Raw genomic sequence first — 24692 nt, 5'->3', positions numbered from 1 at the left:
GCATTAACTTGCCTGTTTGACGCGCATGTACCATTCCACAAGGCGTCGAACCTGCCTCTCGGTGTAACCTCGCGCGGCCATGCGCGAGACGAATTCGCTGTGCTTCTTTTCCGTTTCGGAATCCTTCTTCGACCCGAAGGAAATGACCGGCAAAAGATCCTCGACCTGCGAGAACATTCGCTTTTCGATGACTTCCCGGATTTTCTCGTAGCTCGTCCATGACGGATTCTTTCCGCCGTTGGCTGCCCGCGATCTCAAGCAGAACTTGACGATCTCATTGCGGAAATCCTTCGGATTGGCGATCCCCGCCGGCTTTTCGATCTTCGTCAGTTCCTGATTGAGGAGCTCGCGGTCGAGAAGCTGGCCGGTATCGGGATCCTTGAAGTCCACGTCTTCGATCCAGGCATCGGCATAATCCACGTAGCGGTCGAACAGATTCTGTCCGTAGTCTGCGTAGGATTCAAGATAGGCCTTCTGGATTTCATTTCCAATGAACTCTGCGTAACGTGGCGCAAGATCGGCCTTGATGAACTCCAGATAGCGCTTCTCGACGTCGTCGGAAAACTGCTCGCGACGGATCGACTGCTCCAGCACATACATCAGATGAACCGGATCGGCGCCGATGTCGGTGGTGTCGTGATTGAAGGTGGAGGCGAGCACCTTGAAGGCGAAGCGCGTCGATATGCCGTCCATGCCCTCGTCGATGCCGGCCGCATCCCGATATTCCTGGACGCTGCGGGCGCGCGGATCGGTTTCCTTCAGGCTCTCGCCGTCATAGGTGCGCATCTTCGAGAAGAAGGTTGAATTCTCGTGCTTGCGCAGGCGTGAAAGCACGGAGAAGCGGGCGAGCATTTCGAGCGTCGCCGGCGCGCATGGCGCGTCCACCAGTTCCGATCCCTCGATCAGCTTTTCGTAGATCTTCTGCTCTTCCGTCACGCGCAGGCAATAAGGCACCTTGATCACGCAGATACGGTCGATGAAGGCTTCGTTGTTCTTGTTGGCCTTGAAGGTCTGCCATTCCGCCTCGTTCGAATGCGCAAGGACGATGCCGGAGAAGGGTATGGCGCCGATATTCTCGGTGCCGATATAGTTTCCTTCCTGTGTCGACGTCAGCAGCGGATGCAGCATCTTGATCGGCGCCTTGAACATCTCGACGAATTCGAGGATGCCCTGGTTGGCGCGGTTCAGCCCTCCCGAATAGCTGTAGGCATCGGGATCGTTCTGTGAATAGGTCTCCAGTTTGCGGATATCGACCTTGCCGACCAGCGACGAGATATCCTGATTGTTCTCGTCTCCGGGCTCGGTCTTGGCGATGGCGATCTGGCGCAGCCGCGACGGCTGTATCCTGACGACGCGGAAACGGGAAATATCGCCGCCGAAATCATCGAGCCGCTTCAGGCACCACGGGCTCATCAACCCGCTCAGGCGCCGAAGGGGAATGCCGTATTGCTCCTGGAGAAGCTGCCCCATCGTTTCCGGGTCGAAAAGATTGAGCGGGCTTTCGAAAACGGGGCTGATTTCGTCGCCCGCTTTCAGCACATAGATCGGATGGACCTCCATCAACAGCTTCAGCCGCTCCGCCAGCGACGACTTGCCGCCGCCGACCGGGCCGAGGAGATAGAGGATCTGCTTGCGTTCCTCGAGCCCCTGCGCGGCGTGGCGGAAGAAGGAAACGATGCGCTCGATCGTCTCTTCCATGCCGTGGAAGCCGGCAAAGGCAGGATAGATCCGGATGGTCCTGTTCATGAAGATCCGCCCGAGGCGCGCGTCCTTGGCGGTATCGACCATTTGCGGCTCGCCTATCGCGGCAAGCAAGCGCTCGGTCGCGTTGGCATAAGCGATCGGTTCTTTTTTGCAGAGATCGAGATATTCCGCCACCGACATGTCGGTTTCGCGGCGCGCTTCATAACTGCGGGTGAACGCATCGAATACGGATTCGCTCAGCATGGGCCCTCCATCAAGGTTATGCCACAGGCTTCAGGTGTCCCTATAACCATCGAGATGGCCACGGCGTTCCTGAGAATCAATAGTTTCGCAAGTTATTCCACGCTCACCGGCCGTTTCTAGCAATGCACGAAATTGTGCATCCACCGGTTCTTTATTTACTCTACGAAACTGTTGATCAGTATAGTTGAGAAAGGCACCATCGCGGTATCAGCACATTTCACGACGTGACAAGAAGATCGAAAAGGTGTGCAATGTCGCCCGTGATTCGAGAACTCGAAAAAACAGCGATCGGCAGCCGGTAAGGCCGCTTCGACCGGGCCGGTAACAATGTGTAACGGCCATGCGACGCACGGAAATTGGGGATATTCTTCTGGAAGCGGGCGCATGACGACCATGCGCCCAATTTTATGATTCTCTCTCCACCGGCCTCTCAGCCCTTGAATGCCTTCTCCAGTGCGGCAAGATCGATCTTGACCATGCCGAGCATCACCTCGGTCACGCGCTTGGCCCGCTCGCGGTCGCTGTTGGCGATCATTTCGCCAAGCTTGCGCGGCACGATCTGCCAGGAAAGCCCCCAGCGGTCTTTCAGCCAGCCGCAGGCCTCGGGCGTGCCGCCATTGGCGAGGAAGGCATCCCATATCCGATCAATCTCGGCCTGGCTGTCGAGGAGAACGGCGATCGAGAAGGAATGGTTGAAGCTGTCGAGCGGTCCGGCCTTCATGGCGAGGAAAGCCTGATCGCCGAGTGTGAACTCGACCAGCTCGACGCTGCCCGGAGGCCCGCTCGGCGTTTCCGCCGGCAATATGGTGGTGCTGCCGATCCGGGAATCGGGGATGACAGACACATAGAATTCGACGGCTTCGCGGGCTTGCTCTGCAAACCAGAGATTTGAAACGACCTTCGGCATGAACAGCCTCCTTGCTGATGGGGTTTATCCGGACCGCTGTCCGACACTCCAAGGACGTTCCCGCTGCCCCGATCCCGACACCCTCGCCATTGGAATTTTCGTCCTGCTTTCGCCGCTTTGACAATCGACACCATGCTGTTGCGTAACAAGGCGGCCCTCGTCGCCCATGCAGCCGCCGGGTGCGGCGTTTCGACGATCTTGACGACGGTCGCCGGAAAGACAAAGTACGCACGCTAAGGACGCCCCAGCACTTCGAAATGCGCAGAATCCTTTCCGAGAATCGATTCCGATTTTCGCGATTGTGCGCCGGGCACCCGCGCCAAAGGAGGTCTCGTATGCTTCGCCTATCCCTAACCCTTGTTGCTCTTCTCGGTCTGGCCGCTTCTCCTGCTCTCGCCGTCACGCCGCAATTCGGGGTCGGCGCGCAATATGACAAGACCCATGTCTATATCGCGCCGTCGAGCGATCGAAGGGCCGCGATGGTGGAATCCCCCGGCGGCTATATCGCCGAAATCCACGCCACCGCGGCAAAATAATCCGAACCGACCCCCTGCCCCCGCAAAAAGGGAGACGACTATGCGCCCAGCCCTTCCCGTCCTGCTGAGCCTGACCGGCGGCTATGTCGATACATCAGGTTTCCTCGCGCTCGGCGGTCTCTTCCCTGCCCATGTCACTGGCAATTTCGTGACCCTCGGTGCAGCCCTTGCCCATGGAACGTCGGGCATCATCGCCAAGCTGCTGGCGCTGCCGGTCTTCTGCCTGACGATCCTCGTGCTCCGATACATCAGCCGGCGCTTGAAGGTGTCCGATCAGCGCGCCTTGCGCATCCTGCTCAGTATCAAGCTGATCTTTCTGATATCAGGCGGCGCCTGCGCGATCGCTCTGGCGCCCTTCACCGATCCGGACGGCTTTCCGCTCGTCCTCACCGGTATGCTGCTGGTCGTCGCCATGGCGATCCAGAACGCCGCTCACCGCATCCATCTGCCGCAGGCTCCACCGTCGACCCTGATGACCGGCACGACGACACAAATCATGATCGATCTCGCCGACCTCGCCAACGGCACGGACGGAGACACAGGCAATACCGTGCGCGGACGCCTCGGCCGCATGACGATCGCAGTCTCCGCGTTCGCGCTCGGCTGCGGCCTGGCCGCACTGCTCTATACCATCGCTGGCGTCTGGTGCTTCGCGCTGCCGCCGCTCTTTGCGCTCGGCTCGCTCTGCCTCGTGCTCGTCCCGGAGCAAACCGCCTGAGGATAGCATGCCACTCGGGAATGAAAGCAGAACAACTTTCTGGTCTTTCCTTCCCGAATCACTACATTACGCGCCATGAGCAACAGTTTCGACGATATTCCCTTCTTCGACGAAGAGCCGGGCGAGATGCCGCGCAAGCCACAGCCGCCTGCCGCACCTGTCGGAAGGGCACCCGCCGCCGGGGGCGGCATCGCCGCTCGCGCTATGGCCGCCCGTGACGGCGGCAAGCGGCCGGATTATCTCGCCGGCCTGAACCCCGAGCAGACCGAAGCCGTCGAAACGCTGGAAGGCCCTGTCCTCGTGCTCGCCGGCGCCGGCACCGGCAAGACGCGCGTGCTGACGACCCGCATCGCCCATATTCTCAACACCGGCCGCGCCTTCCCCTCGCAGATCCTAGCCGTCACCTTCACCAACAAGGCCGCCCGCGAGATGAAGGAGCGCATCGCGCTGCTCGTCGGCGGCGCCGTCGAAGGCATGCCCTGGCTCGGCACTTTTCACTCGATCGGCGTCAAGCTGCTACGCCGCCATGCCGAACTCGTCGGCCTGAGTTCCGGTTTCACCATTCTCGACACCGACGACGTCGTTCGTCTGATCAAGCAGCTGATCCAGGCCGAAGGCCTCGACGACAAGCGCTGGCCCGCCAAACAGTTCGCCGGCATGATCGACACCTGGAAGAACAAGGGCCTCGGCCCCGCCGATATCCCCGAGGGCGATGCCCGCGCCTTTGCCAACGGCCGCGGCCGCGATCTCTATTTCGCCTATCAGAACCGCCTCTCGACGCTGAACGCCTGCGACTTCGGCGACCTGCTGATGCATCCGATCGCGATCTTCCGTAAAAACCCGGATCTCTTGAAGGAATATCACGGCCGCTTCCGCTACATCCTGGTCGACGAGTATCAGGACACCAACACCGCGCAATATATGTGGCTGAGGCTGCTTGCGCAGCGCCCCAAGGGCGAGCCGCAGAACGTCTGCTGCGTCGGCGACGACGACCAGTCGATTTATGGCTGGCGCGGCGCCGAGGTCGACAATATCCTGCGCTTCGAAAAGGATTTTCCCGGCGCCAAGGTCATCAAGCTCGAGCGCAACTACCGCTCGACCGAACATATTCTCGGTGCTGCCGCCCATCTGATCGCCCATAATGAAGGCCGGCTCGGCAAGACGCTGTTCACCGACCGCGCCGACCCTGATGACGTCAAGGTGCGGGTCCACGCCTCCTGGGATTCGGAGGAGGAAGCCCGCGCCATCGGCGAAGAGATCGAGCAGCTCCAGCGCGGCAAGCATCTCTTGAACGACATGGCGATCCTGGTGCGCGCCTCCTTCCAGATGCGCGAATTCGAAGACCGCTTCGTCACCCTCGGCCTCAACTACCGCGTCATCGGCGGTCCACGCTTCTACGAGCGTCTCGAAATCCGCGATGCCATGGCCTATTTCCGCCTGGTCGCGCAACCGGCCGACGACCTCGCCTTCGAGCGCATCATCAACACGCCGAAGCGCGGCCTCGGCGATACGACGGTGCGCGCCCTGCATGATTATGCCCGCGCCCGCGACATCCCGATGCTTGCGGCCGCCGCCGACATCATCGAGACCGACGAGCTGAAGCCGAAGGCACGAAAAGCCCTCTTCGACGTGATTCAATCTTTCCGCCGATGGCAGGAACTGCTTGAAAACACACCGCATACCGAACTTGCCGAGCAGATCCTCGAAGAGTCCGGCTATACCGACATGTGGAAGAACGACAAGAGCGCCGAAGCGCCGGGCCGCCTCGAAAACCTGAAGGAACTCATCCGCTCGATGGAAAGCTTCGAGTCGATGCGCGGCTTCCTCGAGCACGTCTCGCTCGTCATGGATGCGGAGACCAATGAGAACCTCGACGCCGTCTCGATCATGACGCTGCACTCGGCCAAGGGTCTGGAATTCGACACCGTCTTCCTGCCCGGCTGGGAGGAAGGCCTCTTCCCGCACCAGCGCTCGCTCGATGAGAGCGGCCGCGCCGGCCTGGAGGAAGAGCGCCGCCTCGCCTATGTCGGCATCACCCGCGCCAAACGCCGCTGCCACATCTGGTTCGTTTCCAACCGCCGCATCCACGGCCTCTGGCAATCGACCTTGCCATCGCGTTTCCTCGACGAACTGCCGGAAACCCATGTCGAAGTCGCCGAGATGGAGCAGAGCTATGGCGGCTACGGCCGCGGCGGCTACGGCCAGTCCCGCTTCGACAAGGCCGAACCCTTCGCCAACTCCTATTCCACTCCCGGCTGGAAACGCGCCCAGGCCAACAAGACCGAGGCCACCCGCGACAATTGGGGTACCCGCTCCGGCCACGCCGTCGAGCGCATCGGCTATGGCGAAAGCGGCCCGAAGGGGCGCACCATCGACGGCGAGCTGGTGGCGAAATCCACCTCGTCAGAACCGTCGAAGTTCACCCTCGGCGACCGCGTCTTCCACCTGAAATTCGGCAACGGCAACATCACCGGCATCGAAGGCAACAAGCTGACGATCGAGTTCGACCGGGCCGGACAGAAGCGGGTGCTGGACGGCTTCGTCGAGCGCGTGTGATTCTTGCGGCGCGTGGGAACCCTCACCCGAACATCCGCATACTGCTGAGCCCGAGTATATCGTTCAGCAGGGCGATCCCCATTCCGGCGGCGACGATCGACAATCCGATCAGGAAGAGCCGGCGAGCCCGATCGTATTTGACGGCGAGCAGCGAGTCGCGCGCGAGCAGATCGGCAAACACCTTCACCTGAATGACGATGCCGACGGTCAGGAACGACATCGGCAAGAGATCGACACGGCTCCAGTCATTTGGATTGGAGACCCAGAGGCTGATGAAATTGAGGGAGAAGCCGAGAATGATCCCGGCCGCCGTCAGCGATCCGTTGCGGAACGTCGCATCGATCTTTTCGTCTGGATCGGGCTCGGGCATGGCTTCGTTTCCCGCTGCTGACGCCAAGAAAGCCAGAAATCGCGGCCGTGGGCAAGATCAACCTTGCATGGTTAACCTGCTTCCGCCGACCGCGTCAACGGCGCGGCTCCCGGTCAAAACGTCGCTTTGACGCTATGCGCAAATCAGCTTAGCCGGGAGGACGCCCACCCATGAAAGGCGGGCTTCACGACGAACTTTTCGAAGGAGGTTCAAGTGACCAGTGTTTTATCTCTCGGCAGCACATTAACCCAGTACCAGTCCCCGCTTTCCAGTCTCGACAAGAACGGCGACGGCGTGATTTCGGCGGACGAACTGGCCGCCGCTTCGCAGTCCTCGACATCGGGCACGGGCGCCACGGATAGCAGCAGCGACGACAAGAGCAGCGATATCGTCAAGAAGATCACCGCCGACATCCTGTCGCTGATGCTCTCCATGCAGAAAACCGACGACAGCGACGACCAAAGCGACGGCAGCGATCAGAACGACGATTCCGCCAAGGGCGTCTTTGCCTCGATGGATAAGAATGGCGACGGCAAGTTGACCGAGTCCGAATTCCTCGCCGCCGATCCGAACAGCATCAAGGCCTCCGGTGACAGCAATCCGCTTCTCACCAAGGTGCTCGGCGACATGCAGACGGCCCTTCAGGCCTACCGCAACACCTACGGCGCTTCCGCCGTGGCGGGTGATGCTGCAACCGATGATGTGACCGCGGCCTGAGCGGCCCGAGATGGGGCTCCGCCGGGGGAGCCTCGATCCGTCGACGCGCTGTAAAAGCCTTATGCGGGCAGACCGAATTTGGCGGCGATTGCTGCCTTCGCTGTTTCCTCTGCCCTGACATTATCGCCCGATACCTTCCTTCCATTTCGACACTTCAGCCACTCCAAACTCTCCTATTTGTTGCATTAGATCCTTCTTTTTCAACTATTTACCACCGCCGGTGCCAGAATTAACACTTGCATGCGAACGCCTGGAAATTCACTAGTTATGCGTTCAGTGCATTTGGCATCTTGCATTTAAAGCGAAGGGATTGGCCTTGATGAAAGCGCTGCTGCTCGTCGACATTCAGAACGGCTTCTGTCCGGGCGGTAATCTGCCGGTGCCCGATGGCGACAAGGTGGTTCCCATCGCAAACAGCCTGATCGACAGCGGCAAATACGATCTGATTGTCGCCTCGCAGGACTGGCACCCGCCGGGCCACGGCAGTTTCGCTTCCGCCCATCCGGGTACAGCCCCCTTCGAGATGGGCGAACTCGCCGGCAAACCGCAGATGATGTGGCCGGACCACTGCATTCAGGGCACGCTCGATGCCGAACTGCATCCCGCGCTCAAATCCGAGGAGATCGACCTGATCCAGCAGAAGGGCGAGGACCCCGGGATCGATAGCTATTCGGCCTTCCGCGATAATGACCGGGACGCCTCGACCGGCCTTTCCGATTTCCTCGAGGACCAGGGTGTCACCGATCTCGACGTCTGCGGCCTTGCGACCGATTACTGCGTCAAGTTCTCCGCGCTCGACGCGCTGGAGATGATACCGGGGGCGCGCGTGCGCTTCATCGAGGATGCAAGCCGCGGCATCACCCCCGAAGGCGTGGCCGCCGCGATCGAGGAGATGCGCGCCCACGGCATCGCCATTATCGACAGCGCCAAGGTGTTGACCGGCTAGAGCTTTTCGGGAACGAAAAATAACACGGGAATGTCGGATCGGCTGAGGCCAATCCGTCCTTGGCTCAGAACACACCATGGGAGTCGAGAGATGAGAAAACTTGTGACCGCAGCCTTCGTCAGCATGGATGGCGTAATGCAGGCACCGGGCGCGCCCGAGGAGGATCCGACCGGCGGCTTCACCCTTGGCGGCTGGACCGTCAACTACTGGGATGAGGCGATGGGCAGCTTCATGGACGGGATCTTTACCGATCCCTTCGCGCTGCTGCTCGGCCGCAAGACCTATGAAATCTTCGCCGCGCACTGGCCCTTCGTCGGCGAGGACGATCCCATCGGGAAAGCCTTCGCTGCCGCAACCAAATATGTTGCGACCACCTCGAAAGAACCGCTGACCTGGCAAAACTCCGTCGCCCTGCACGGCGATGTCGCCACCGAAATCGCTCGCTTGAAGCAGGAGGACGGTCCCGACCTGCTGACGCAGGGCAGTAGCGGCCTTTTGCAGACCCTGCTGGCGCACGATCTGATCGACGAACTCCGGCTCCTGACCTTCCCGGTCATCCTCGGCCCCGGCAAGCGCCTGTTCGGCGATGGCGCCGAACCGGAGGCGCTGAAGCTCACCGCTAACTCGGTATCGACGACGGGCGTCATCATGAGCGTCTACGAGCGCGCAGGCGAGGTCAAAACCGGTAGCTTCGGAATGTCGGAACCTTCAGAAGCAGAACTCGCGCGCCGTGAGCGGATGAAGCGCGAGGGCTGAGAGCATCCGCGCGTCTCCCTAAGGACCTGCGACTTTGTTCTTCTCTTCGCGCTCCAGGAGATAGATGTCCTCCGCCAGATCCTCCATCTTCTTCAAGAGGGCTGCGTGGGCATCGCGAAGGCCCTGATTGTAATAATTGGCGCCGATCTCCTCTGCGAAGAAATCGAGCAGGAACTCCGCCGGCAGCGCGCCGATCGGCTGGTCGAGCTCCGTCTCGAAATAGCGGCGAATGCGCGAGACGATCGCCGCCTTCGCCTCCTTCGAAAATTCGATCTTCTTCATGGGCTTCCCTCTCCGCCGAATGCGATCAGGACCTTGATGCTTCAGCGAAATCGATTGGTCAATCAACGAAATTCAATTGCCGCGGCACACCATAGACCATAAGGGAAACCTGCATTTCCAATAGGAATCACCCAGATGAATCGCGCCGACTTTGTTGAAGGTTTGCGGGGCGGCTTCGCCGTTGCGCTGGCATCGGCGCCCTTTGGTGCGCTCTTCGGAGCGTTGGCGGTCGAGAACGGCATGTCGCTCTCCGAGGCCGCCTTCATGAGCGCCACCGTCTATGCCGGTGCCAGCCAGATGGTCGGCATCGAACTCTTCGGCCATAACGTCCATGCCTGGCTGATCGTGCTGTCGATCCTCGCCGTCAATTTCCGCCACGTGCTCTATTCGGCGGCGCTGGCGCGCTATATCGGCCATTTCACGCCGCTGCAGAAATTCTTCACCTTCTTCCTGCTCGTCGATCCGCAATTTGCCGCGGCGGTGAAACGCAGCGAGTCCGGCCGGTCCCTCACCTTCGCCTGGTATTTCGGCTTCGGCATCATCATCTACGTTCCCTGGGTGCTGATCAGCGTCGCCGGCGGCTTGCTCGGCAGCTTCATCGGCGACCCCAAGGCGATCGGCCTCGATATCCTGCTGCCGGCCTATTTCCTCGGCATCGTCCTCGGCTTCCGCAAGCGCGACAATTTCCTGCCCGTGGCGCTCGTCAGTGCGGTGGCTTCAGTGCTCGCCTATCGCTATGTCGGCTCACCCTGGCATGTCAGCCTGGGTGCCGCCGCCGGCATCGTGCTCGCCGCCCTGCTGCCATTGCCGCCTCAAGAGCCGGATCTCGAAGCCGACGCCCTGCAATCCGAAGTGCACGAGGTCTGAGCCATGGCATTCGATCTTCATATGGCGCTCGTCATCCTTGCCGCGGCAGTCGTCACCTTTGCCACCCGCATCGGCGGCTATATCCTCATCACCCGGATGAAGAGCATCCCCCCGCGCATGGAAGCGGCGCTCAATGCCGTGCCGGCCGCCGTGCTGACGACGCTCGTCGCCCCCGCCTTCTTCATCGGAGGCTGGGAATCGAAACTGGCGCTGATCGTCGCCCTCTTCGTCGGCCTGCGCGTCTCGCACACCTGGATGCTCGTCGCCGCCTGGATCGTCGTGATGATCTGGCGCCATACGATCGGCCTCTGAGCGCTGAGCGGAAGCCGGCGCTCACAGACATTTTCTAATATTCCAGCGGCAGCGTCTCGTTTTCGAGCCATGCCTTGACGTCGTGATCGTGGATCAGCGGCATCAGCGCCTCGCGCGTGCGGCGGTGGTAGTCATTGAACCAATGCAACTGGTCATGGGTCAGAAGCTCCGGGATGACGAGGCTGCGGTCGATCGGGCAGAAGGTCAGCGTCTCGAAGCCGAGCATCGCCATGTCGCCGCCCTCGATCTCCTCGGCTCCGCGCACATAGATCAGGTTCTCGATGCGGATGCCGAAGCTGCCGGGCCGGTAATAGCCCGGCTCGTTGGAAAGGATCATGCCCGGCAGCAATTCCTGGGTCGAAAGCCTGGAGATGCGCTGCGGCCCCTCATGCACCGAGAGATAGGAGCCGACGCCATGGCCCGTGCCATGGGCGAAATCGGCCCCTGCCCGCCATAGCGCGATGCGCGCCAGCGGATCGAGATCGCAGCCGCGCGTGCCCTTCGGGAAACGCGCCGTGCTGATCTCGATCATGCCCTTCAGCACCAGCGTGAAGAAGCGGCGATGCTCTTCCGAAACCGCGCCGATGCCGACGGTGCGGGTGATGTCGGTCGTGCCGTTGATATATTGCGCGCCGGAATCGATCAGGAAGAGTTCGCCGGCCTCGATCATCCGGTTGGTCTCGGTCGTCACGCGGTAATGCATGATCGCCGCATGATCGCCCGCGCCCGAAATCGTGTCGAAGGAAATGTCCTTCAGCGGGTTCTGCATGCTCTGGCCGACGCGGGCACGCGCCGCTTCCAGACGCTCGGCGGCGGCGATCTCGCTCACCGTGCCGGGTTTTTCCTGCGACAGCCAGTAGAGGAATTCCACCATCGCCGCCCCATCCTGCAGATGGGCCGCGGCCGAGCCGTTGATTTCGACGTCGTTCTTCACCGCACGCGGCAGCTTGGCGGGATCGGTGCCTTCCACCACTTCGCCACCCGCCTTGCGGATGATCTCGGAGAGCGCATAGGAAGCGATATCAGGATCGATCAGCACACGGCCGCCATTCCTGGAAACGGCGGCGAGCCTCTCCTCCAGCGCCGAGGGCGGCAATTGCGTAGAGATCTGCCCGAGATAGGCCTCGGGCTCGATGCCGGTCTTGCGCTTATCGAGGAAGAGTTCGGCCCGCCCATCGGCATGGATGATGGCGCGCGCCAGCGGATGCGGCGTGTGCGGCACGTCGGCGCCGCGGATGTTGAATATCCAGGCGACCGAGGAGGGATCGGCGATCAGCACCGCCGCGAGGTTTTTCTTCGAAAGACCGGCGGCAACAGTCGCGATCTTGTCGCTCGCCAGCATCCCGGCCTGGGCGACATTCTGGATGCTGACCGCGCCGAGCGGCTCGGCCGGCCGGTCGCTCCAGAGCCTGTCGAGCGGGTTGTGCGGCAGGAAAACCAGCGTGCCGCCGATTTCCGCAAGCGCCCTTTCCAGGCGGCGAACCTCAGCTCCGGCATGGAGCCACGGGTCAATACCGAGCCGCAGGCCCTTCCCGCCATTGGCGGCAAGCCAGAGATGCGGAGGCTCGTTGACGAGATCGCCGCCTGAGAAGACCGAACCGTCGACCTGTTCGGCAAGCTGGGTCACATAGCGCCCGTCGACGAAGACGATCGCCTGGGTGCGCAGGATGAGCGCAATGCCAGCCGAGCCGGTGAAGCCAGTCAGCCAGGCCAGGCGCTCCGAGCCCGCGGGAACATATTCGCCGTTGAATTCGTCGGCGCGCGGCACGAGGAAGGCGTCAATGCCGAGCGAATCGAAAGTAGCGCGCAGCGCCGATACCCGATCCCTGCCGAATTGCGGCGTGGAGGTGACGTCGAAGGACTGGAACATGCTGAAAACCCGAATGGTTGAGACGAATCCGGTTAATGGGATGGCCGCCATGTTAGCGAAATTTCAATCGATGGGGAGAAAAAGCGACGAAACGAGTCGAAACCGCCGAGCCCGCTCAATATTTTGACAGAACTGTGACGGCGAAAGTTAATTTGGCACGCTTTATGCATTGGCCGCATGGCTCCCATGAGCGAAACCCTCTGCCTCCGCATTTCAGAATAGCTATATAGACGCCATCGAACGGTTCGGATGAACCAGCAAACAAAGGAATTTTTGAAATGACCGCCTCTCTCTCGCGCTTCGCATACAGCAGCCCGGTGCAGGCTGGCGAACGCCAGACCGTGCGTCACGTAATCGGCGCCCGCCGCCCGCAGAACGAAGACAGCCTCAAGCTGCTCGGTGCAGGCCAGCGCGCCACGCGCCACAAGGGCGCTCCCAGCTACGCGTTCTAAGTCTGAAAGCCCGTCCGTCTCCTCCCTCCCGGACCGGCCTATTGGAATGCAGTAGAGCCCGCTTGAGCACTCCTCCTCCTTCGAGCTCGCGGGCACAGACCGGATAGACCGGTCCAAGGCGGTGCCATCGGCACCGCCTTTTTTATTGTTGGAATGACCAAGGTGCCGCGTTCTCTCTTCTCCCCAGCGGGGAGAAGGTGCCGGCAGGCGGATGAGGGGGCCGCACGGCACACTCTATCTATTGCCCTTCGCTTGCGCTCAGCGCATTCGCGGCTGCGCCGCTCCCCCCCTCAACTGCCCTTCGGGCATCTTCTCCCCGCTGAGGCGAAGAGGGAGCAAGCCGCACGGTCAGCCTCAACTCTCTTTCGTCAAGGCCGATCGAAGTGAATCGTCACCCAGCCATTGCGCCAGATCGTCCTGACATGGCGAAGTCGCGCGCCGCTATAGGCGGCAATCACCTTCCATCGCTGCGCGGCCAAAATCCCTGAAAGAATCACCGAACCGCCCGGCGCAAGATGCGTCGCGAGCTGCGGCGCCATGCGGATCAGCGGCCGGGCGAGGATGTTGGCGATGATGAGATCGAAGGGGCCGAACTCGGAAAAGGCCGTCGAATGGAAGCCCGGCGCGGTTCGGGTAACGATGCCCGATGCGATGCCGTTGCGGCGCACGTTCTCAGCCGCCACCCGCGTCGCGACCGGATCGATATCGGTCGCGAGCACCGGTATGTTCTTGAGCTTGCGCACTGCGATCGCCAGCACGCCGCTGCCGGTGCCGAGATCGAGCGCGTTGCGGACCGGGCGCGAGCGCACCACCGCGTCGATCACTTCAAGGCAGCCCGCCGTCGTGCCGTGATGGCCGGTGCCGAAAGCCTGGCCGGCATCGATCTCGATAGCGATGTCGCCGGGGCGGACCTTGTCGCGGTCATGCGAGCCATGCACCAGGAAGCGCCCTGCCCTGACCGGCTTCAGCCCCTCCAGCGATTTCACCACCCAGTCGACATCGGGGATGACTTCGCGCTGCAGTCGGCTCTCGGGAAAGGCGCTCTTCAGCGCCGCTTCGACGCGGGAGCGCACATCCACCTCGTCCTCGGTCATCATATAGATCGAGGCTTCCCAGATGTCCTTCTTCTCGTCGATCTCGGTGGTGCCGATGGCAAAGTCTTCTTCGCCGAAGACCTCGCTCAAAAGGTCGAGAATCTGTTCGGCCTTGCTCTCGGTCGTCGACACGTAAAGGCGGATTTCACTCACGATAGGCGGTCTTTCCCGTTTTCTCTACCCGCCGCCGGTCGGGCCAGCGCCCTATCACCCTTTGCTGACGAGATTCTCCAGCTTCTTTACCGCCGTGTCCGGGTTTTCGCCATAGGCGATCGTTCCGGAAAAATGCCCGGCGGAATCGAGCAGGAAGACCGAGGCGGTGTGATCCATTGTATAGTCGCCGTTCGGATTCTTCTCATCGACCGGCACCTTCTTGGCGTAGACGCGAAAACCCTTGATGACCTCGGCGATCTTGTCAGGCGAACCTGAAATGCCGGTGATGCGCTTGGAAACGTTGGAAACATACTCGTTCATGATCTCGGGCGTGTCGCGCTCCGGATCGACGGTCACGAAAAAGGCCTGCAGCTTGGTGCCGTCGGGATCGACCTTCTCCATCCAGCCGTTGAGCTCAAAAAGCGTCGTCGGGCAAACCTCCGGGCAATGCGTGAAGCCGAAGAACAGCGCCGTCGGCTTGCCGCGCAGCGCCTGTTCGGTGATCGGCTGCCCGCTCTGGGAGACCAGGGTGAAGGGCACGCCAAACGGCGCTTCCGCCACGACCTCCCGAGATTTCATGGGATAGAGCGTCAGCACGCCGAGAATCCCGGCGACGAACAGCACGGCGACCCAAATGACGATGCGGAATGTCTTCATTGGCATGAACCTCGATCCGGGCAGATATGCGCCGCCCACCCTTACGCGTTTCGCGTGATTATAGTCTCGGCCGGATACACGCAATTCAAGAATATGTTTTCTGACCCGTGATTAATTGTCTCAGCGATCAAGGCCGCGGTTTTCGGAAAATCCGCGCGCAGCCATCGGCTTGGATCAAAAAACCTCATGTTTTGAACGATTTGCTTTCGAGCCGAACGGGCAATAACGCGAGATATATCGTTAGGAAAGACTTAAGCCGTCATATCTATATTTAGCACTGCGTGCGGCCGCTTCGTGCCGTTCTGACATGACGTCTGCCGAGCGGCGAAAACCCCGGACCTCCGCATGAGGATAGGAAAACATGAACCCGAGCGGTTTGTGGAGGGGTCGTTTCATGACGAATTCACCAGTGCGCAAGAGCCTGTCGGTCAGCCAGCGGCTCTGGACGCTCGGCGGCGCGGCCTTCGTTGGCTTCGCCACGACGCTCGGCGTCGGCTGGTATGAGAATATCCGGGTCGATGCCGGCCTGCGTCGCGCCGGCGAAATCCAGGCGAGCGTCAACCATATCAACGCCATGCGGGTTGCGAACCTGACGATGGTGCTGACCGCGATGGACGTCATCATCGACAAGGACGACAAGGCGGTGGAGCCGGCGCGCATCAAGCTGATCGCCGATTCGCTGGCGAGTCTTTCCGGCGGGTCTCAGGATATGCGCCTGCTTGCCGACGAGATGAATGACGACAATCTGTTGAAGAGCTACGACGCCGACGTCGCCGCCATCGGCAAGGCGATCCAGACGGGTCTCGTCGCCCTGGTGCAGCGGGGTGCGCCCGAGGCCGAATTCGAAAAGATCGACGACACGATCGACGGCACTGGCGACGGGCTGACGAAAACGCTCGACAAGCTTGCCGCCGATGGCACCATCTTCGCCCAGCAGCATGTCGACCTCGCCAATGCCATATCTCGGCAAGCCCTGCTCCTGCAGATCGGCCTCGGCATCCTCGCCATCCTGAGTATGGCCGTCCTGCAATATGTCCATGGCGGCTCGATCCGCCGCGGCATCGCGGCCGTCAGCGAAAGCATGCGGCGCATAGTGAACGGCGACCTTGCCAGCAATGTTGCGGAAAAAAACCGTGGCGATGAGATCGGCGAAATGGCCCGCGCCGCCGACGCCTTCCGCTTGGCCGCGATCGAGAAACGCGACCTGGAGGCGCAGAGCGAGACCGAGCGGCAGCGCAGCGACGCCGAGCACCATGTCCGCGAAGCTGCCAAGCTCGCCGACGCCGAGGCGCTCAACGCCGCCGTTAACGCGCTCGGCGCCGGCCTCACGCGCCTTTCGGAAGGCGACGTCACCGTGACGATCGATCAGCCTTTCCGCGAAGAGCTGGAACGCTTGCGTCTCGACTTCAATCAAACGACGGCGAGGCTGCGCAAGGCAATGAGCGACATTGCCGTCAACAGCAGCTCGATCGAGGCCAACGGCCGCCAGATGCGCGCCGCCGCCGACGATCTCGCCAAGCGCACCGAGCAGCAGGCCGCCTCGCTGGAGGAAACCTCGGCCGCCCTCGACCAAATCACCGCGACCGTCCGCAACGCGACGAGCCGCGCCGAAGAAGTCGGCCACATGGTCTCGCACACCCGCGAAAACACCGCCAAATCAGACATCGTCGTCGGCGATGCGATGGCCGCGATGCAGCGAATCGAAGGCGCCTCCCGCGAGATCGGCAAGATCATCAACGTCATCGACGAGATCGCCTTCCAGACGAACCTGCTGGCGCTCAACGCCGGCGTCGAGGCCGCACGCGCCGGCGAGGCCGGCAAGGGTTTTGCCGTTGTTGCCCAGGAAGTGCGCGAACTTGCCGGCCGCGCCGCAGGTGCCGCCAAGGATATCAAGGCCTTGATCGGAAAATCCGGCGACGAGGTGAAGATCGGCGGCGAACTTGTGACGGCGGCGGGCGAGGCGCTTCGCCAGATCGGCGAAGATGTTCTGCGCATCGACGAACATGTTAAATCAATCGTAACCTCTGCGCGCGAACAATCGGTTGGATTGAGCGAAATCAATACTTCGATCAGCCAGATGGATCAGGTCACGCAGAAGAACGCGGCGATGGTGGAAGAGACGAATGCCGCAAGCCATACGCTCGCCATCGACGCGGAAAACCTGACGCAGCTGGTCAAGCAGTTCAAAATCGGCGAGGGCATGAGCGCCCGGCAAACGCCGCGAGAGGCAACCGCCGCCTCGCATTCGAGACCTTCTCCCGCACGCAGCCTGATCGGCAAAGTCGCGGGCGCATTCAACGGCGGCTCTGCCGCCAAAGCCATCGCCTCTCCCGCCGGGAACAACTGGGAAGAATTCTGATCATGAACAACAACGCCATCAAGCAGTCGGGCGCCTATCTCGAAATCGTCTCGTTCCACCTGGGCGACCAGGAATTCTGCATCGACATCATGGCCATCCGCGAAATCCGCGGCTGGGCGCCGGTGACGCCGATGCCGCATACCCCGCCCTACGTGCTCGGCCTCATCAACCTGCGCGGCGCTGTCATCCCCGTCATCGACATGGCCTGCCGTCTCGGCATGAAGATGACCGAGCCCTCCGAGCGCTCGGCGATCATCGTCACCGACATCGCCGGCAAGCTGGTCGGCCTGCTGGTCGAGCAGGTCTCCGACATGATGACCATCAAGAGCGAAGACCTGCAGCCGCCGCCGGAAATCATCCCGGAAGCCCAACGCGCCTTCTGCCGCGGCATCGTCGCGCTCGAAAAGACCATGGTCTGCTTCCTAAACCTCGATACGGTCATTGCCGACGAATTGAATCAGGCTGCTTGAGCGGTATCGATATCTGGAATTCGAAGGCCCGGCTCGTCCGGGCCCTTTTGTTCAAAGGAGACGCGACTCGGCTCCGTCTCACTAAGCCGCGGGCACTCCCTCTCCTCCCTCATCTCTGTGCTTGTCACAGAGATCCAGCCACCGCGCGTCCGCGCGGTGAATGACTCACCTATTTAGGGAAAAGAGTTTCCTGCGCCCAAAGACTTGGGCGCGCTGGATCCCTGTGACAGGCACAGGGATGAGGGAAGTTGGGGCAGACGCTCTGCATCCACTACGGCTTACCATTCGTCCAAGTCACATTCTGCCCATAGAGCGGAATGGTCGAGATCGACATCTTCGCCGAACCGTCCGTCAACTCGCGTGAATGGGCGAGATAGATCAGCGTGTCGTTCGCCTTGTCGTAGATGCGGTTGACGACCAGCGTCTTCCAAATCAGCGACATGCCCTGGCGGAACACTTCGCTGCCGTCTTTCGACAGATCGATATTGCCGATCTCGATCGGCCCCGTCTGGCGGCAGGCGATGGAATTGTTGGACGGATCCTCGAACCAGTTGCCGTTCTTGAACCGGTCGATCAGGCTGCGGTCGAAATAGGTGACGTGACAGGTGACGCCCTTGACCTCGGGATCGGAGACCGCCTCGACGATGATATCGTTGCCGATCCAGTCGACCCCGACCTTGCCGACCACTTCGGCCGAAACGGCGCCTGCGGAAAGGGCAGCGAAAGAAAGGGCGGCGAGGAAAAGATTGCGCGGCTTGGACATGGCGGCTCCCTGAATGATCCGCATTCTAGATAAGCACGGCCCCATGCTTTGCAAGAAATCGAAGCTTGGAGGGATCAGCCTTTCCGGCAGGTACAGGGCTCATAGGCCTGCGCCGTCAGCCGGCCGGGCTTCATGCCGATCAGCGCCGGTATCGCGTGCACGGCATTGGCCTTGACCACTTTCGCCATCTCGATCGCGGCCGCCGCGCAGACCGCCGCATCCTCGGCGGCGTTGTGGTGCTTGAAGCGCAGGCCGAGATGCTCGGCGATCAGGTTCAGCCGGTGCGAGAGGAAATGCGGCCAGATCCGCTGCGCCATCTTCAGGCTGCAGAGATAGGTCAGTTCAGGATAGGATTGCCGGTAAAGATCGAGGCTAGCCCGCCAGACGCTGAAATCGAAAGCGGCATTGTGGGCGATCATCGTCGCGCCCCTGATATCATCGTGGAACTCGTCCATCACCTCGGGAAATTCCGGCGCGTCCTCGACATGCTCCGGCCGGATGCCATGGATTGCGATGTTCATCCCGGAAAAGCGCATGTCGCGCGGCCGGATGAGCCGCTCCTCAACCCGCGTCACCCTGCCCTCCTCGATCCAGGCAAGGCCGACCGAACAGGCGCTGCCGCGCTGCTCATTGGCTGTCTCGAAATCGATGGCGATGGTCTTCAAAGGCGAATATCCGAATCGTCTGCCCTACCGGAATAATCATAGCCGCATGCGAAGGCAAATTCCGGCCTGTTGACATCTGCACGCAAATGGGGAAACTTTTGTGCATGATCAACTCTGTGACATCAACCATGCATCATATCGCCACGACCCTTCCAGGGTACGCGGGAGCGATGGTGCGTCACTAGCCGTCCGATCATCCCGAGAACCCTGCCGAGGCGAGCAGGGTTTTCGAAATCCGGCTCTCCTCCTCAAAACCCAAGGAGAGCATCCAATGTCTGACAGCAAAGAGAATAAGCCCCGCGACCGAGCGCGCCTGCCCGACGGCGTCGTCGTGCGTGCCGTGCGTCTTTCCGATGCCGAGGAGATCACCGATCTCATCAATCTGCCTGGCTACCGGGCCGGCACCTTGCGGCCGCCATACCAGCGCATCGAGGAAGTCCGCAGGCACATGGAAAACCCGGCGCCGGGCGCGCTCGACCTCGTCGTCACCCTGAACGACAAGATCGTCGGCAATTGCGGCCTCAATCGCCTCTCCGGCCGCAGGCAGCACGTCGCGACCATCGGCATGGGTGTACACGACGACTTCACCGGCCGCGGCTTCGGCCGAATTCTGCTCGGCGCCATGGTCGACGCCGCCGACGACTGGCTCGACGTCAAACGGCTGGAATTGACCGTCTACACCGACAACGAGGTTGCGATCCGGCTCTACGAGAAGTTCGGCTTCGAAAAGGAAGGGCTTCTGCGCTCATTCGGCTACCGCGCCGGCGAGTATGTCGACGCCTATAGCATGGGGCGGCTGAGAGCCTAAGCAACGGCCAGGCGATAAGGTTTGACGAGGCATTCGGCGGGAACGCCCCATGCCTCGTTGAGTTTGAAAATCATGTCGACCGTCAAGGCACGCTTGCGATGCAGTATTTCCGAGGCGCGGGAGCGCGAACCCAGGATCTCGCCGAGATCGGCCTGGCTGCGGCCAGCCATTTCCATGAAGACATGCAGAAAATCCACCGGTTCCAGTTCGACCGTAGGGAAATGCCGGTTTTCATAGGCTTCAATGAGATCGGAGAGCACGTCGAACCTGTCGGCATCCACCGAACCTTGCGGTGGCGGATTGTCGAAGTAGAGAGCAACTTCGCCAAGCGCCCATTCCAGATCGCTATCGCTTCTGATCGGCCTTATGTCCATTACACCGTCTCCGGATCGATTCTGTCGTATTCGGCATGCGTACCGACGAACTTGATCAACACACGCCGATAGGCATAGGCGATGTGAACGATGAGGCGATACTTGTTGCCGCCGACATCGAAAATCACCCTGTTGTCGCCGACAAAATCCACGTTGGCACCGAACATCCTTTTGATATCCGCCGGTCCCGCCCATTCCGCTTTGCTGACAACAGCGTGCCAGACACCGAGGGGCACTTTAGCTTGCGGGTGCAACTGCCAAAACGCACGCAATGTCGATTTGGCGATCACCTGCATGGAGAAGCATATTCCCAATACGGGAACAAATCAAGCATCAGTCACCCGCCAATCAGCGCCAGCCACTCGTCCTCGTCCATCGTCTGGACGCCGAGCTCACGCGCCTTGTCGAGCTTGGAGCCGGCGCCGGGGCCGGCGACGACAAAGTCGGTCTTTTTCGAGACCGATCCCGCTACCTTGGCGCCGAGGCTTTCAGCCCTCGCCTTCGCCTCGTCGCGGGTGAATTTTTCCAGCGAACCGGTGAAGACCACCGTCTTGCCGGCGACCGGACTGCCTGACGTGACCGGCTGTTCGGCCTCCTCGGGCGTCACCTCGTCCAGCAGGCGGCCGATCACCTCGATATTGCGCGGCTCCTTGTAGAATTCGACCATGGCGCGCGCCACGACCTCGCCGATGCCCTCGATGGCGTTCAGATCGCTCCAGGCATCGCCTGAAAGCGGTGCGGCCTCCTTCATGACAGTCGCAAAGGCCTCATAGGTGCCGTAGGTGCGCGCCAAGAGCTTCGCCGTGGTCTCGCCGACATGGCGGATGCCGAGCGCGTAGATGAAGCGATGGAGCGCGATGCTGCGCCGCTCGTTGATCGCCCCGTAGAGCTTGCCGACGCTGACCTTGCCGAAACCGTCGATATTTTCCAACTTGGTGATCGATTGCTGCTGGCGCTTCTCCAGCGTGAAGATTTCGGGCGCCGTGCGGATCTGCAGCGACGGGTCCTCGTTTTCGAAGAAGAAGTCGATCTGTTTCGAGCCGAGCCCCTCGATATCGGAGGCGTTGCGCGAGACGAAGTGCTTCAGATGCTCGGTCGCCTGTGCCCGGCAGATGAAGCCGCCGGTGCAGCGGCGCACGGAATCCATCTTGCCAGTCTTCTCGTTGACCTCCCGCACGGCATGCGAACCGCAGACCGGGCAGGTCTTCGGGAATTCATAAGGCTTCGCCTCGGCCAGGCGCTTCTCCATCACCACATCGAGGATCTGCGGAATGACGTCGCCGGCGCGCTGGACGATGACGGTATCGCCCTCGCGGATATCGTGATCCTCCGGCCGGATGCGCTCGCCGCCATTGCCGATGCCCTTGATGTAATCCTCGTTGTGCAGCGTCGCGTTGGTGACGACCACACCGCCGACCGTGATCGGCTTCAGCCGCGCCACCGGCGTCAGAGCGCCGGTGCGGCCGACCTGGATCTCGATCTTCTCGACTTCGGTAAAGGCCTGCTCCGCCGGGAATTTATGCGCCGTCGCCCAGCGTGGGCTACGCGAGCGGAAGCCGAGACGGCCTTGCAGCTCGAGACTGTCGACCTTGTAGACGACGCCGTCGATGTCGTAATCGAGATCCGGGCGCTCAAGACCGATCTCGTCGTAATGAGCAAGAATATCGGCGACAGAATTCAGCCGCTTCATCAGCGGATTGACTGGAAATCCCCAGTCTTTGAAGGTCTGCACCATGGCAAACTGCGTATCGGCCGGCATTTCCGAGATTTCGCCCCAGGCATAGGCGAAGAATTTCAGCTTGCGGCTCGCCGTCACCTTGGCGTCGAGCTGGCGCAGCGACCCGGCGGCGGTGTTGCGCGGGTTGACGTAAGTCTGTTTTCCCTCCGCCTCCATCTGCCGGTTCAGCGCCAGGAAGTCGCTCTTGGCCATATAGACCTCGCCGCGGATCTCGACGACCGAGGGAACGCCCTTCGGCAACTCGGTGGGGATCTCAGCGATGGTTCGGATATTGGCGGTGACGTTTTCCCCCGTCGTGCCGTCGCCGCGCGTGGCAGCCGTCGTGAGCCTGCCGTTTTCATAACGGATCGACATCGAGAGACCATCGATCTTCGGCTCGGCGGTAAAGGCGATCGACTGGTCCGGCAGGCGGCCGAGGAAGCGATAGACGCCGGCGACGAAATCCTGCACATCTTCCTGCGAGAAGGTATTGTCGAGCGACAGCATCGGCCGCGCATGAACGACCGGCGCGAAGGTGACGGAGGGCGCGGCGCCGACATGCCGTGACGGGCTGTCCTCACGGATCAGCTCCGGAAAGCGCGCCTCGATCGCATCGTTGCGGCGCTTCAGCGCATCGTAATCGGCATCCGAAATCTCCGGCTGGTCCTTGCCGTGGTAGAGCGCATCGTGATGCGCAATCTCCTTCGCCAGCCGTTCGAGCTCGGCGGCAGCCTCTTCGATCGTCAACGTGTCGACGGTGGAACCTTCGATGGACATGAAACATCACTCCAGAGAATCTGGCCAGAAATCTGCATTGTTTTTAGAGCAAAATTGCCGGATGAAAAGAGAGGCGGCGCGATCCACTTTCACTGCAAGCTCGCGCGGGGACGCGCCGCTCGAAATCGGCGCATCCGGAATGACACGGAAGATCAGAGCGATTTCGCCACGGTCGCCAACGGGAGGAAAAGCTGCAAGGGCTTCGTTTCGAAAGCGATAAATCCGAAATGCCGGTAGAAGGCGGCGGCCTGTTCATCTTTCGCGTCCACGGCCAATGCAAAAACGCCCAATTCCGAACGCAAGGCGCGATTGGCGGCGTCCCATAGCAAGGCTGCCCCGAGCCGCTTACCCTGAAAGTCTTTATCGATCGCCAGGCGTCCGATCCGTGCAACGGGAATGGCCGGGTAAGGCGGGAGACGGCGGGCCTTATCTTCGGGAATATCCTTCAACGCCACATCTCCGGCCGAAAGGGTATAATATCCGGCAATACGGGTGGAACCTTCCGGGCGGGAGACATAGCAAAGGGCGGCGCGGCGTTTGATATCTTGCCCTGCCTGCTCCTTCAAATACCGGTCCAGTACGAAAACGCCACAAGCAAAGCTCTTGCGGTCATGCCCGGAATTCAAGGCCTCGATTATGAATTGCACCGTCACTGCGCTTTCACGATCAGGGCGCTGTGGGCAGTCTTGGCGCGTTTGAGGGCATCCGCCGGCTCTGGCGGATCGAGCAGCATATCGACAAAACGCGCCTGATCCTCAATCGACAGACGAATAAGCTGGTTCTCCTCGATCGTCCGCCGCGCCGCGTCTTGTGCCGCAGAGACGACGAAATCGCTCAGGCTGCGGCCCTCCATCTCGGCAGCACGCTTGACGATCGCCAGCGCCTCGGGACTGATGCGAGCTTCCAGTCGGGTCGTGCGGCTGTTTTGCTGAGGCATGGGTTTTCTCCTTACCTATACTGTACGGCAAAATACCGGACAATGGCAAGATAAGTTCGGACATCGGAACCGCGGCTGGCCGTTCCCGCCCCGTCTACTCCCAATCTCGCGCATTGCGCAACCGGATGCCGCTGACATGGAGGCCCGTGTCCCAGAGGCTCTTCAGCGGCCGGAGGCTGTCGACCACTCGAAGCTCCACCCCGCGCGGCGCAAATTCCCGGTCGAGCCGTGAAATGGCGGTGCGCTCGATGGGGACGACGCGCCCGCGGGCCACCCACATGCCTGCATCGCCGAGATCCTGGAAACCCTCGGCGGGCAACTCGTAGCGATGGATCGTCTCCGCTTTAAGCCTTTCCATCCAATGACGCTCGACATAGGCCGCAGCCCTGATATCCCCGAGCCACTGCCGCCGCTCGGCCGCCGGCGTATCGGGTGTCGCCCATATCAGGATGCGCGGACAGTCGCGCGGAAAGAGATACATGAAGTCATGTTCGCCATCGATTGCCCAGACCAGCGGACCGTTCAGCCATTCCCGGCTTCGCGGGCGCATCGAGGGCATGCGGACTGGGCGCGGCTCGAACGCCGCAATATCGGGATCATCGCTGAAATGGAAAAGGCGCATGGCAACGGATCGTCGCTGATCGGAATGTTACGGATAGCGCCAAGCGAGACGCTCGTCACC

At 61.2% G+C, this 24692-nt stretch carries 27 protein-coding genes; 12 read left to right on the top strand and 15 right to left on the bottom strand.

What is annotated here, in order from left to right:
• Window positions 1-3 precede the first annotated feature (3 nt).
• Both EFQ99_RS16140 and EFQ99_RS16130 read right to left on the bottom strand, forming a co-directional pair.
• Window positions 4-1947 carry a PrkA family serine protein kinase gene (locus EFQ99_RS16140; RefSeq protein ID WP_126922009.1) on the bottom strand — a complete coding sequence of 648 codons (1944 nt, stop codon included), beginning with the start codon at window positions 1945-1947 and terminating at the stop codon, window positions 4-6.
• A gap of 430 nt (window positions 1948-2377) precedes the next feature.
• Complete coding sequence (locus EFQ99_RS16130) at window positions 2378-2854, bottom strand: VOC family protein (RefSeq protein ID WP_126922007.1); 477 nt, start codon at window positions 2852-2854, stop codon at window positions 2378-2380.
• A gap of 335 nt (window positions 2855-3189) precedes the next feature.
• Between EFQ99_RS16130 and EFQ99_RS35505 the strand changes: the two genes are divergently transcribed.
• The 3 genes from EFQ99_RS35505 to EFQ99_RS16110 all read left to right on the top strand — a co-directional run bounded on the left by EFQ99_RS35505 (window position 3190) and on the right by EFQ99_RS16110 (window position 6664).
• A complete protein-coding gene (locus EFQ99_RS35505; protein WP_245441504.1) occupies window positions 3190-3390 on the top strand; it encodes a hypothetical protein in 201 nt (66 codons plus the stop codon).
• Window positions 3391-3430: 40 nt separating this feature from the next.
• Entirely contained in the window at window positions 3431-4108 is a 678-nt protein-coding gene (locus tag EFQ99_RS16115) for a YoaK family protein (protein WP_126922006.1), read from the top strand.
• 75 nt (window positions 4109-4183) lie between these two features.
• Window positions 4184-6664 (top strand): ATP-dependent helicase, encoded by a 2481-nt coding sequence (locus tag EFQ99_RS16110; RefSeq protein WP_126922005.1) that lies wholly within the window; start codon window positions 4184-4186, stop codon window positions 6662-6664.
• A gap of 22 nt (window positions 6665-6686) precedes the next feature.
• Here EFQ99_RS16110 and EFQ99_RS16105 read toward each other — a convergent pair whose 3' ends face one another.
• A complete protein-coding gene (locus tag EFQ99_RS16105; RefSeq protein ID WP_126922004.1) occupies window positions 6687-7034 on the bottom strand; it encodes a hypothetical protein in 348 nt (115 codons plus the stop codon).
• A gap of 213 nt (window positions 7035-7247) precedes the next feature.
• Between EFQ99_RS16105 and EFQ99_RS16100 the strand changes: the two genes are divergently transcribed.
• The 3 genes from EFQ99_RS16100 to EFQ99_RS16090 all read left to right on the top strand — a co-directional run bounded on the left by EFQ99_RS16100 (window position 7248) and on the right by EFQ99_RS16090 (window position 9453).
• The gene (locus EFQ99_RS16100; RefSeq protein WP_126922003.1) at window positions 7248-7751 is read left to right on the top strand and encodes an EF-hand domain-containing protein; all 504 of its coding nucleotides are present in this window, start codon (window positions 7248-7250) and stop codon (window positions 7749-7751) included.
• A gap of 319 nt (window positions 7752-8070) precedes the next feature.
• Window positions 8071-8697 carry a bifunctional nicotinamidase/pyrazinamidase gene (gene pncA, locus EFQ99_RS16095; protein WP_126922002.1) on the top strand — a complete coding sequence of 209 codons (627 nt, stop codon included), beginning with the start codon at window positions 8071-8073 and terminating at the stop codon, window positions 8695-8697.
• A 90-nt stretch (window positions 8698-8787) separates the two neighbouring features.
• A complete protein-coding gene (locus tag EFQ99_RS16090; RefSeq protein ID WP_126922001.1) occupies window positions 8788-9453 on the top strand; it encodes a dihydrofolate reductase family protein in 666 nt (221 codons plus the stop codon).
• An 18-nt stretch (window positions 9454-9471) separates the two neighbouring features.
• On the opposite strand, the gene EFQ99_RS16085 is transcribed toward EFQ99_RS16090, so the two are convergent.
• The gene (locus tag EFQ99_RS16085; protein WP_126922000.1) at window positions 9472-9735 is read right to left on the bottom strand and encodes a DUF2164 domain-containing protein; all 264 of its coding nucleotides are present in this window, start codon (window positions 9733-9735) and stop codon (window positions 9472-9474) included.
• Window positions 9736-9870: 135 nt separating this feature from the next.
• Between EFQ99_RS16085 and EFQ99_RS16080 the strand changes: the two genes are divergently transcribed.
• Window positions 9871-10602 carry an AzlC family ABC transporter permease gene (locus EFQ99_RS16080; RefSeq protein ID WP_126921999.1) on the top strand — a complete coding sequence of 244 codons (732 nt, stop codon included), beginning with the start codon at window positions 9871-9873 and terminating at the stop codon, window positions 10600-10602.
• A 3-nt stretch (window positions 10603-10605) separates the two neighbouring features.
• The gene (locus EFQ99_RS16075; protein WP_126921998.1) at window positions 10606-10914 is read left to right on the top strand and encodes an AzlD family protein; all 309 of its coding nucleotides are present in this window, start codon (window positions 10606-10608) and stop codon (window positions 10912-10914) included.
• A gap of 34 nt (window positions 10915-10948) precedes the next feature.
• Here the strand turns inward: EFQ99_RS16075 and EFQ99_RS16070 are convergent, their stop codons facing one another.
• Window positions 10949-12784, bottom strand: a complete 1836-nt coding sequence (locus tag EFQ99_RS16070) for an aminopeptidase P family protein (RefSeq protein WP_126921997.1) — start codon at window positions 12782-12784, stop codon at window positions 10949-10951.
• Window positions 12785-13062: 278 nt separating this feature from the next.
• On the opposite strand from EFQ99_RS16070, the gene EFQ99_RS35055 reads away from it, so the two are divergent.
• Window positions 13063-13236, top strand: a complete 174-nt coding sequence (locus EFQ99_RS35055; RefSeq protein WP_003541368.1) for a hypothetical protein — start codon at window positions 13063-13065, stop codon at window positions 13234-13236.
• Between the two features lie 368 nt (window positions 13237-13604).
• On the opposite strand, the gene EFQ99_RS16065 is transcribed toward EFQ99_RS35055, so the two are convergent.
• Both EFQ99_RS16065 and EFQ99_RS16060 read right to left on the bottom strand, forming a co-directional pair.
• On the bottom strand, window positions 13605-14483 hold the full coding sequence (locus tag EFQ99_RS16065) for a 50S ribosomal protein L11 methyltransferase (RefSeq protein ID WP_126921996.1): 879 nt from the start codon (window positions 14481-14483) through the stop codon (window positions 13605-13607).
• Window positions 14484-14537: 54 nt separating this feature from the next.
• Window positions 14538-15140, bottom strand: coding sequence for an SCO family protein (locus tag EFQ99_RS16060; RefSeq protein ID WP_126922298.1), 603 nt, complete (start codon window positions 15138-15140; stop codon window positions 14538-14540).
• A 394-nt stretch (window positions 15141-15534) separates the two neighbouring features.
• On the opposite strand from EFQ99_RS16060, the gene EFQ99_RS16055 reads away from it, so the two are divergent.
• Both EFQ99_RS16055 and EFQ99_RS16050 read left to right on the top strand, forming a co-directional pair.
• Window positions 15535-17499, top strand: a complete 1965-nt coding sequence (locus EFQ99_RS16055) for a methyl-accepting chemotaxis protein (protein WP_126921995.1) — start codon at window positions 15535-15537, stop codon at window positions 17497-17499.
• 2 nt (window positions 17500-17501) lie between these two features.
• Window positions 17502-17969 (top strand): chemotaxis protein CheW, encoded by a 468-nt coding sequence (locus EFQ99_RS16050; RefSeq protein WP_004668786.1) that lies wholly within the window; start codon window positions 17502-17504, stop codon window positions 17967-17969.
• Between the two features lie 271 nt (window positions 17970-18240).
• Here EFQ99_RS16050 and EFQ99_RS16045 read toward each other — a convergent pair whose 3' ends face one another.
• Window positions 18241-18732, bottom strand: a complete 492-nt coding sequence (locus tag EFQ99_RS16045; RefSeq protein WP_126921994.1) for a CreA family protein — start codon at window positions 18730-18732, stop codon at window positions 18241-18243.
• A gap of 74 nt (window positions 18733-18806) precedes the next feature.
• Entirely contained in the window at window positions 18807-19397 is a 591-nt protein-coding gene (locus EFQ99_RS16040; protein WP_126921993.1) for a 3'-5' exonuclease, read from the bottom strand.
• A gap of 271 nt (window positions 19398-19668) precedes the next feature.
• Here EFQ99_RS16040 and EFQ99_RS16035 point away from each other — a divergent pair, with 271 nt between their 5' ends.
• Window positions 19669-20205 (top strand): GNAT family N-acetyltransferase, encoded by a 537-nt coding sequence (locus EFQ99_RS16035; RefSeq protein ID WP_126921992.1) that lies wholly within the window; start codon window positions 19669-19671, stop codon window positions 20203-20205.
• Here the strand turns inward: EFQ99_RS16035 and EFQ99_RS16030 are convergent.
• The 6 genes from EFQ99_RS16030 to EFQ99_RS16005 form a co-directional block, all read right to left on the bottom strand.
• Window positions 20202-20579, bottom strand: coding sequence for a helix-turn-helix domain-containing protein (locus EFQ99_RS16030; RefSeq protein WP_126921991.1), 378 nt, complete (start codon window positions 20577-20579; stop codon window positions 20202-20204). The genes EFQ99_RS16035 and EFQ99_RS16030 overlap by 4 nt on opposite strands.
• A complete protein-coding gene (locus EFQ99_RS16025; RefSeq protein WP_126921990.1) occupies window positions 20579-20875 on the bottom strand; it encodes a type II toxin-antitoxin system HigB family toxin in 297 nt (98 codons plus the stop codon). The genes EFQ99_RS16030 and EFQ99_RS16025 overlap by 1 nt, the downstream gene beginning before the upstream one ends.
• 41 nt (window positions 20876-20916) lie before the next feature.
• A complete protein-coding gene (ligA, locus tag EFQ99_RS16020; protein WP_126921989.1) occupies window positions 20917-23073 on the bottom strand; it encodes an NAD-dependent DNA ligase LigA in 2157 nt (718 codons plus the stop codon).
• A 152-nt stretch (window positions 23074-23225) separates the two neighbouring features.
• Window positions 23226-23726 (bottom strand): GNAT family N-acetyltransferase, encoded by a 501-nt coding sequence (locus EFQ99_RS16015; RefSeq protein WP_126921988.1) that lies wholly within the window; start codon window positions 23724-23726, stop codon window positions 23226-23228.
• The gene (locus EFQ99_RS16010) at window positions 23723-24010 is read right to left on the bottom strand and encodes a type II toxin-antitoxin system TacA family antitoxin (protein WP_126921987.1); all 288 of its coding nucleotides are present in this window, start codon (window positions 24008-24010) and stop codon (window positions 23723-23725) included. Before EFQ99_RS16010 ends, EFQ99_RS16015 begins: the two co-directional genes overlap by 4 nt.
• Before the next feature lie 94 nt (window positions 24011-24104).
• On the bottom strand, window positions 24105-24632 hold the full coding sequence (locus tag EFQ99_RS16005; protein ID WP_126921986.1) for a DUF6886 family protein: 528 nt from the start codon (window positions 24630-24632) through the stop codon (window positions 24105-24107).
• Window positions 24633-24692: the final 60 nt, after the last annotated feature.

The organism is Rhizobium vallis (genome assembly GCF_003985155.1).
Lineage (GTDB): Bacteria > Pseudomonadota > Alphaproteobacteria > Rhizobiales > Rhizobiaceae > Rhizobium > Rhizobium vallis.
This window is presented reverse-complemented; position numbering and strand designations above follow the sequence as displayed.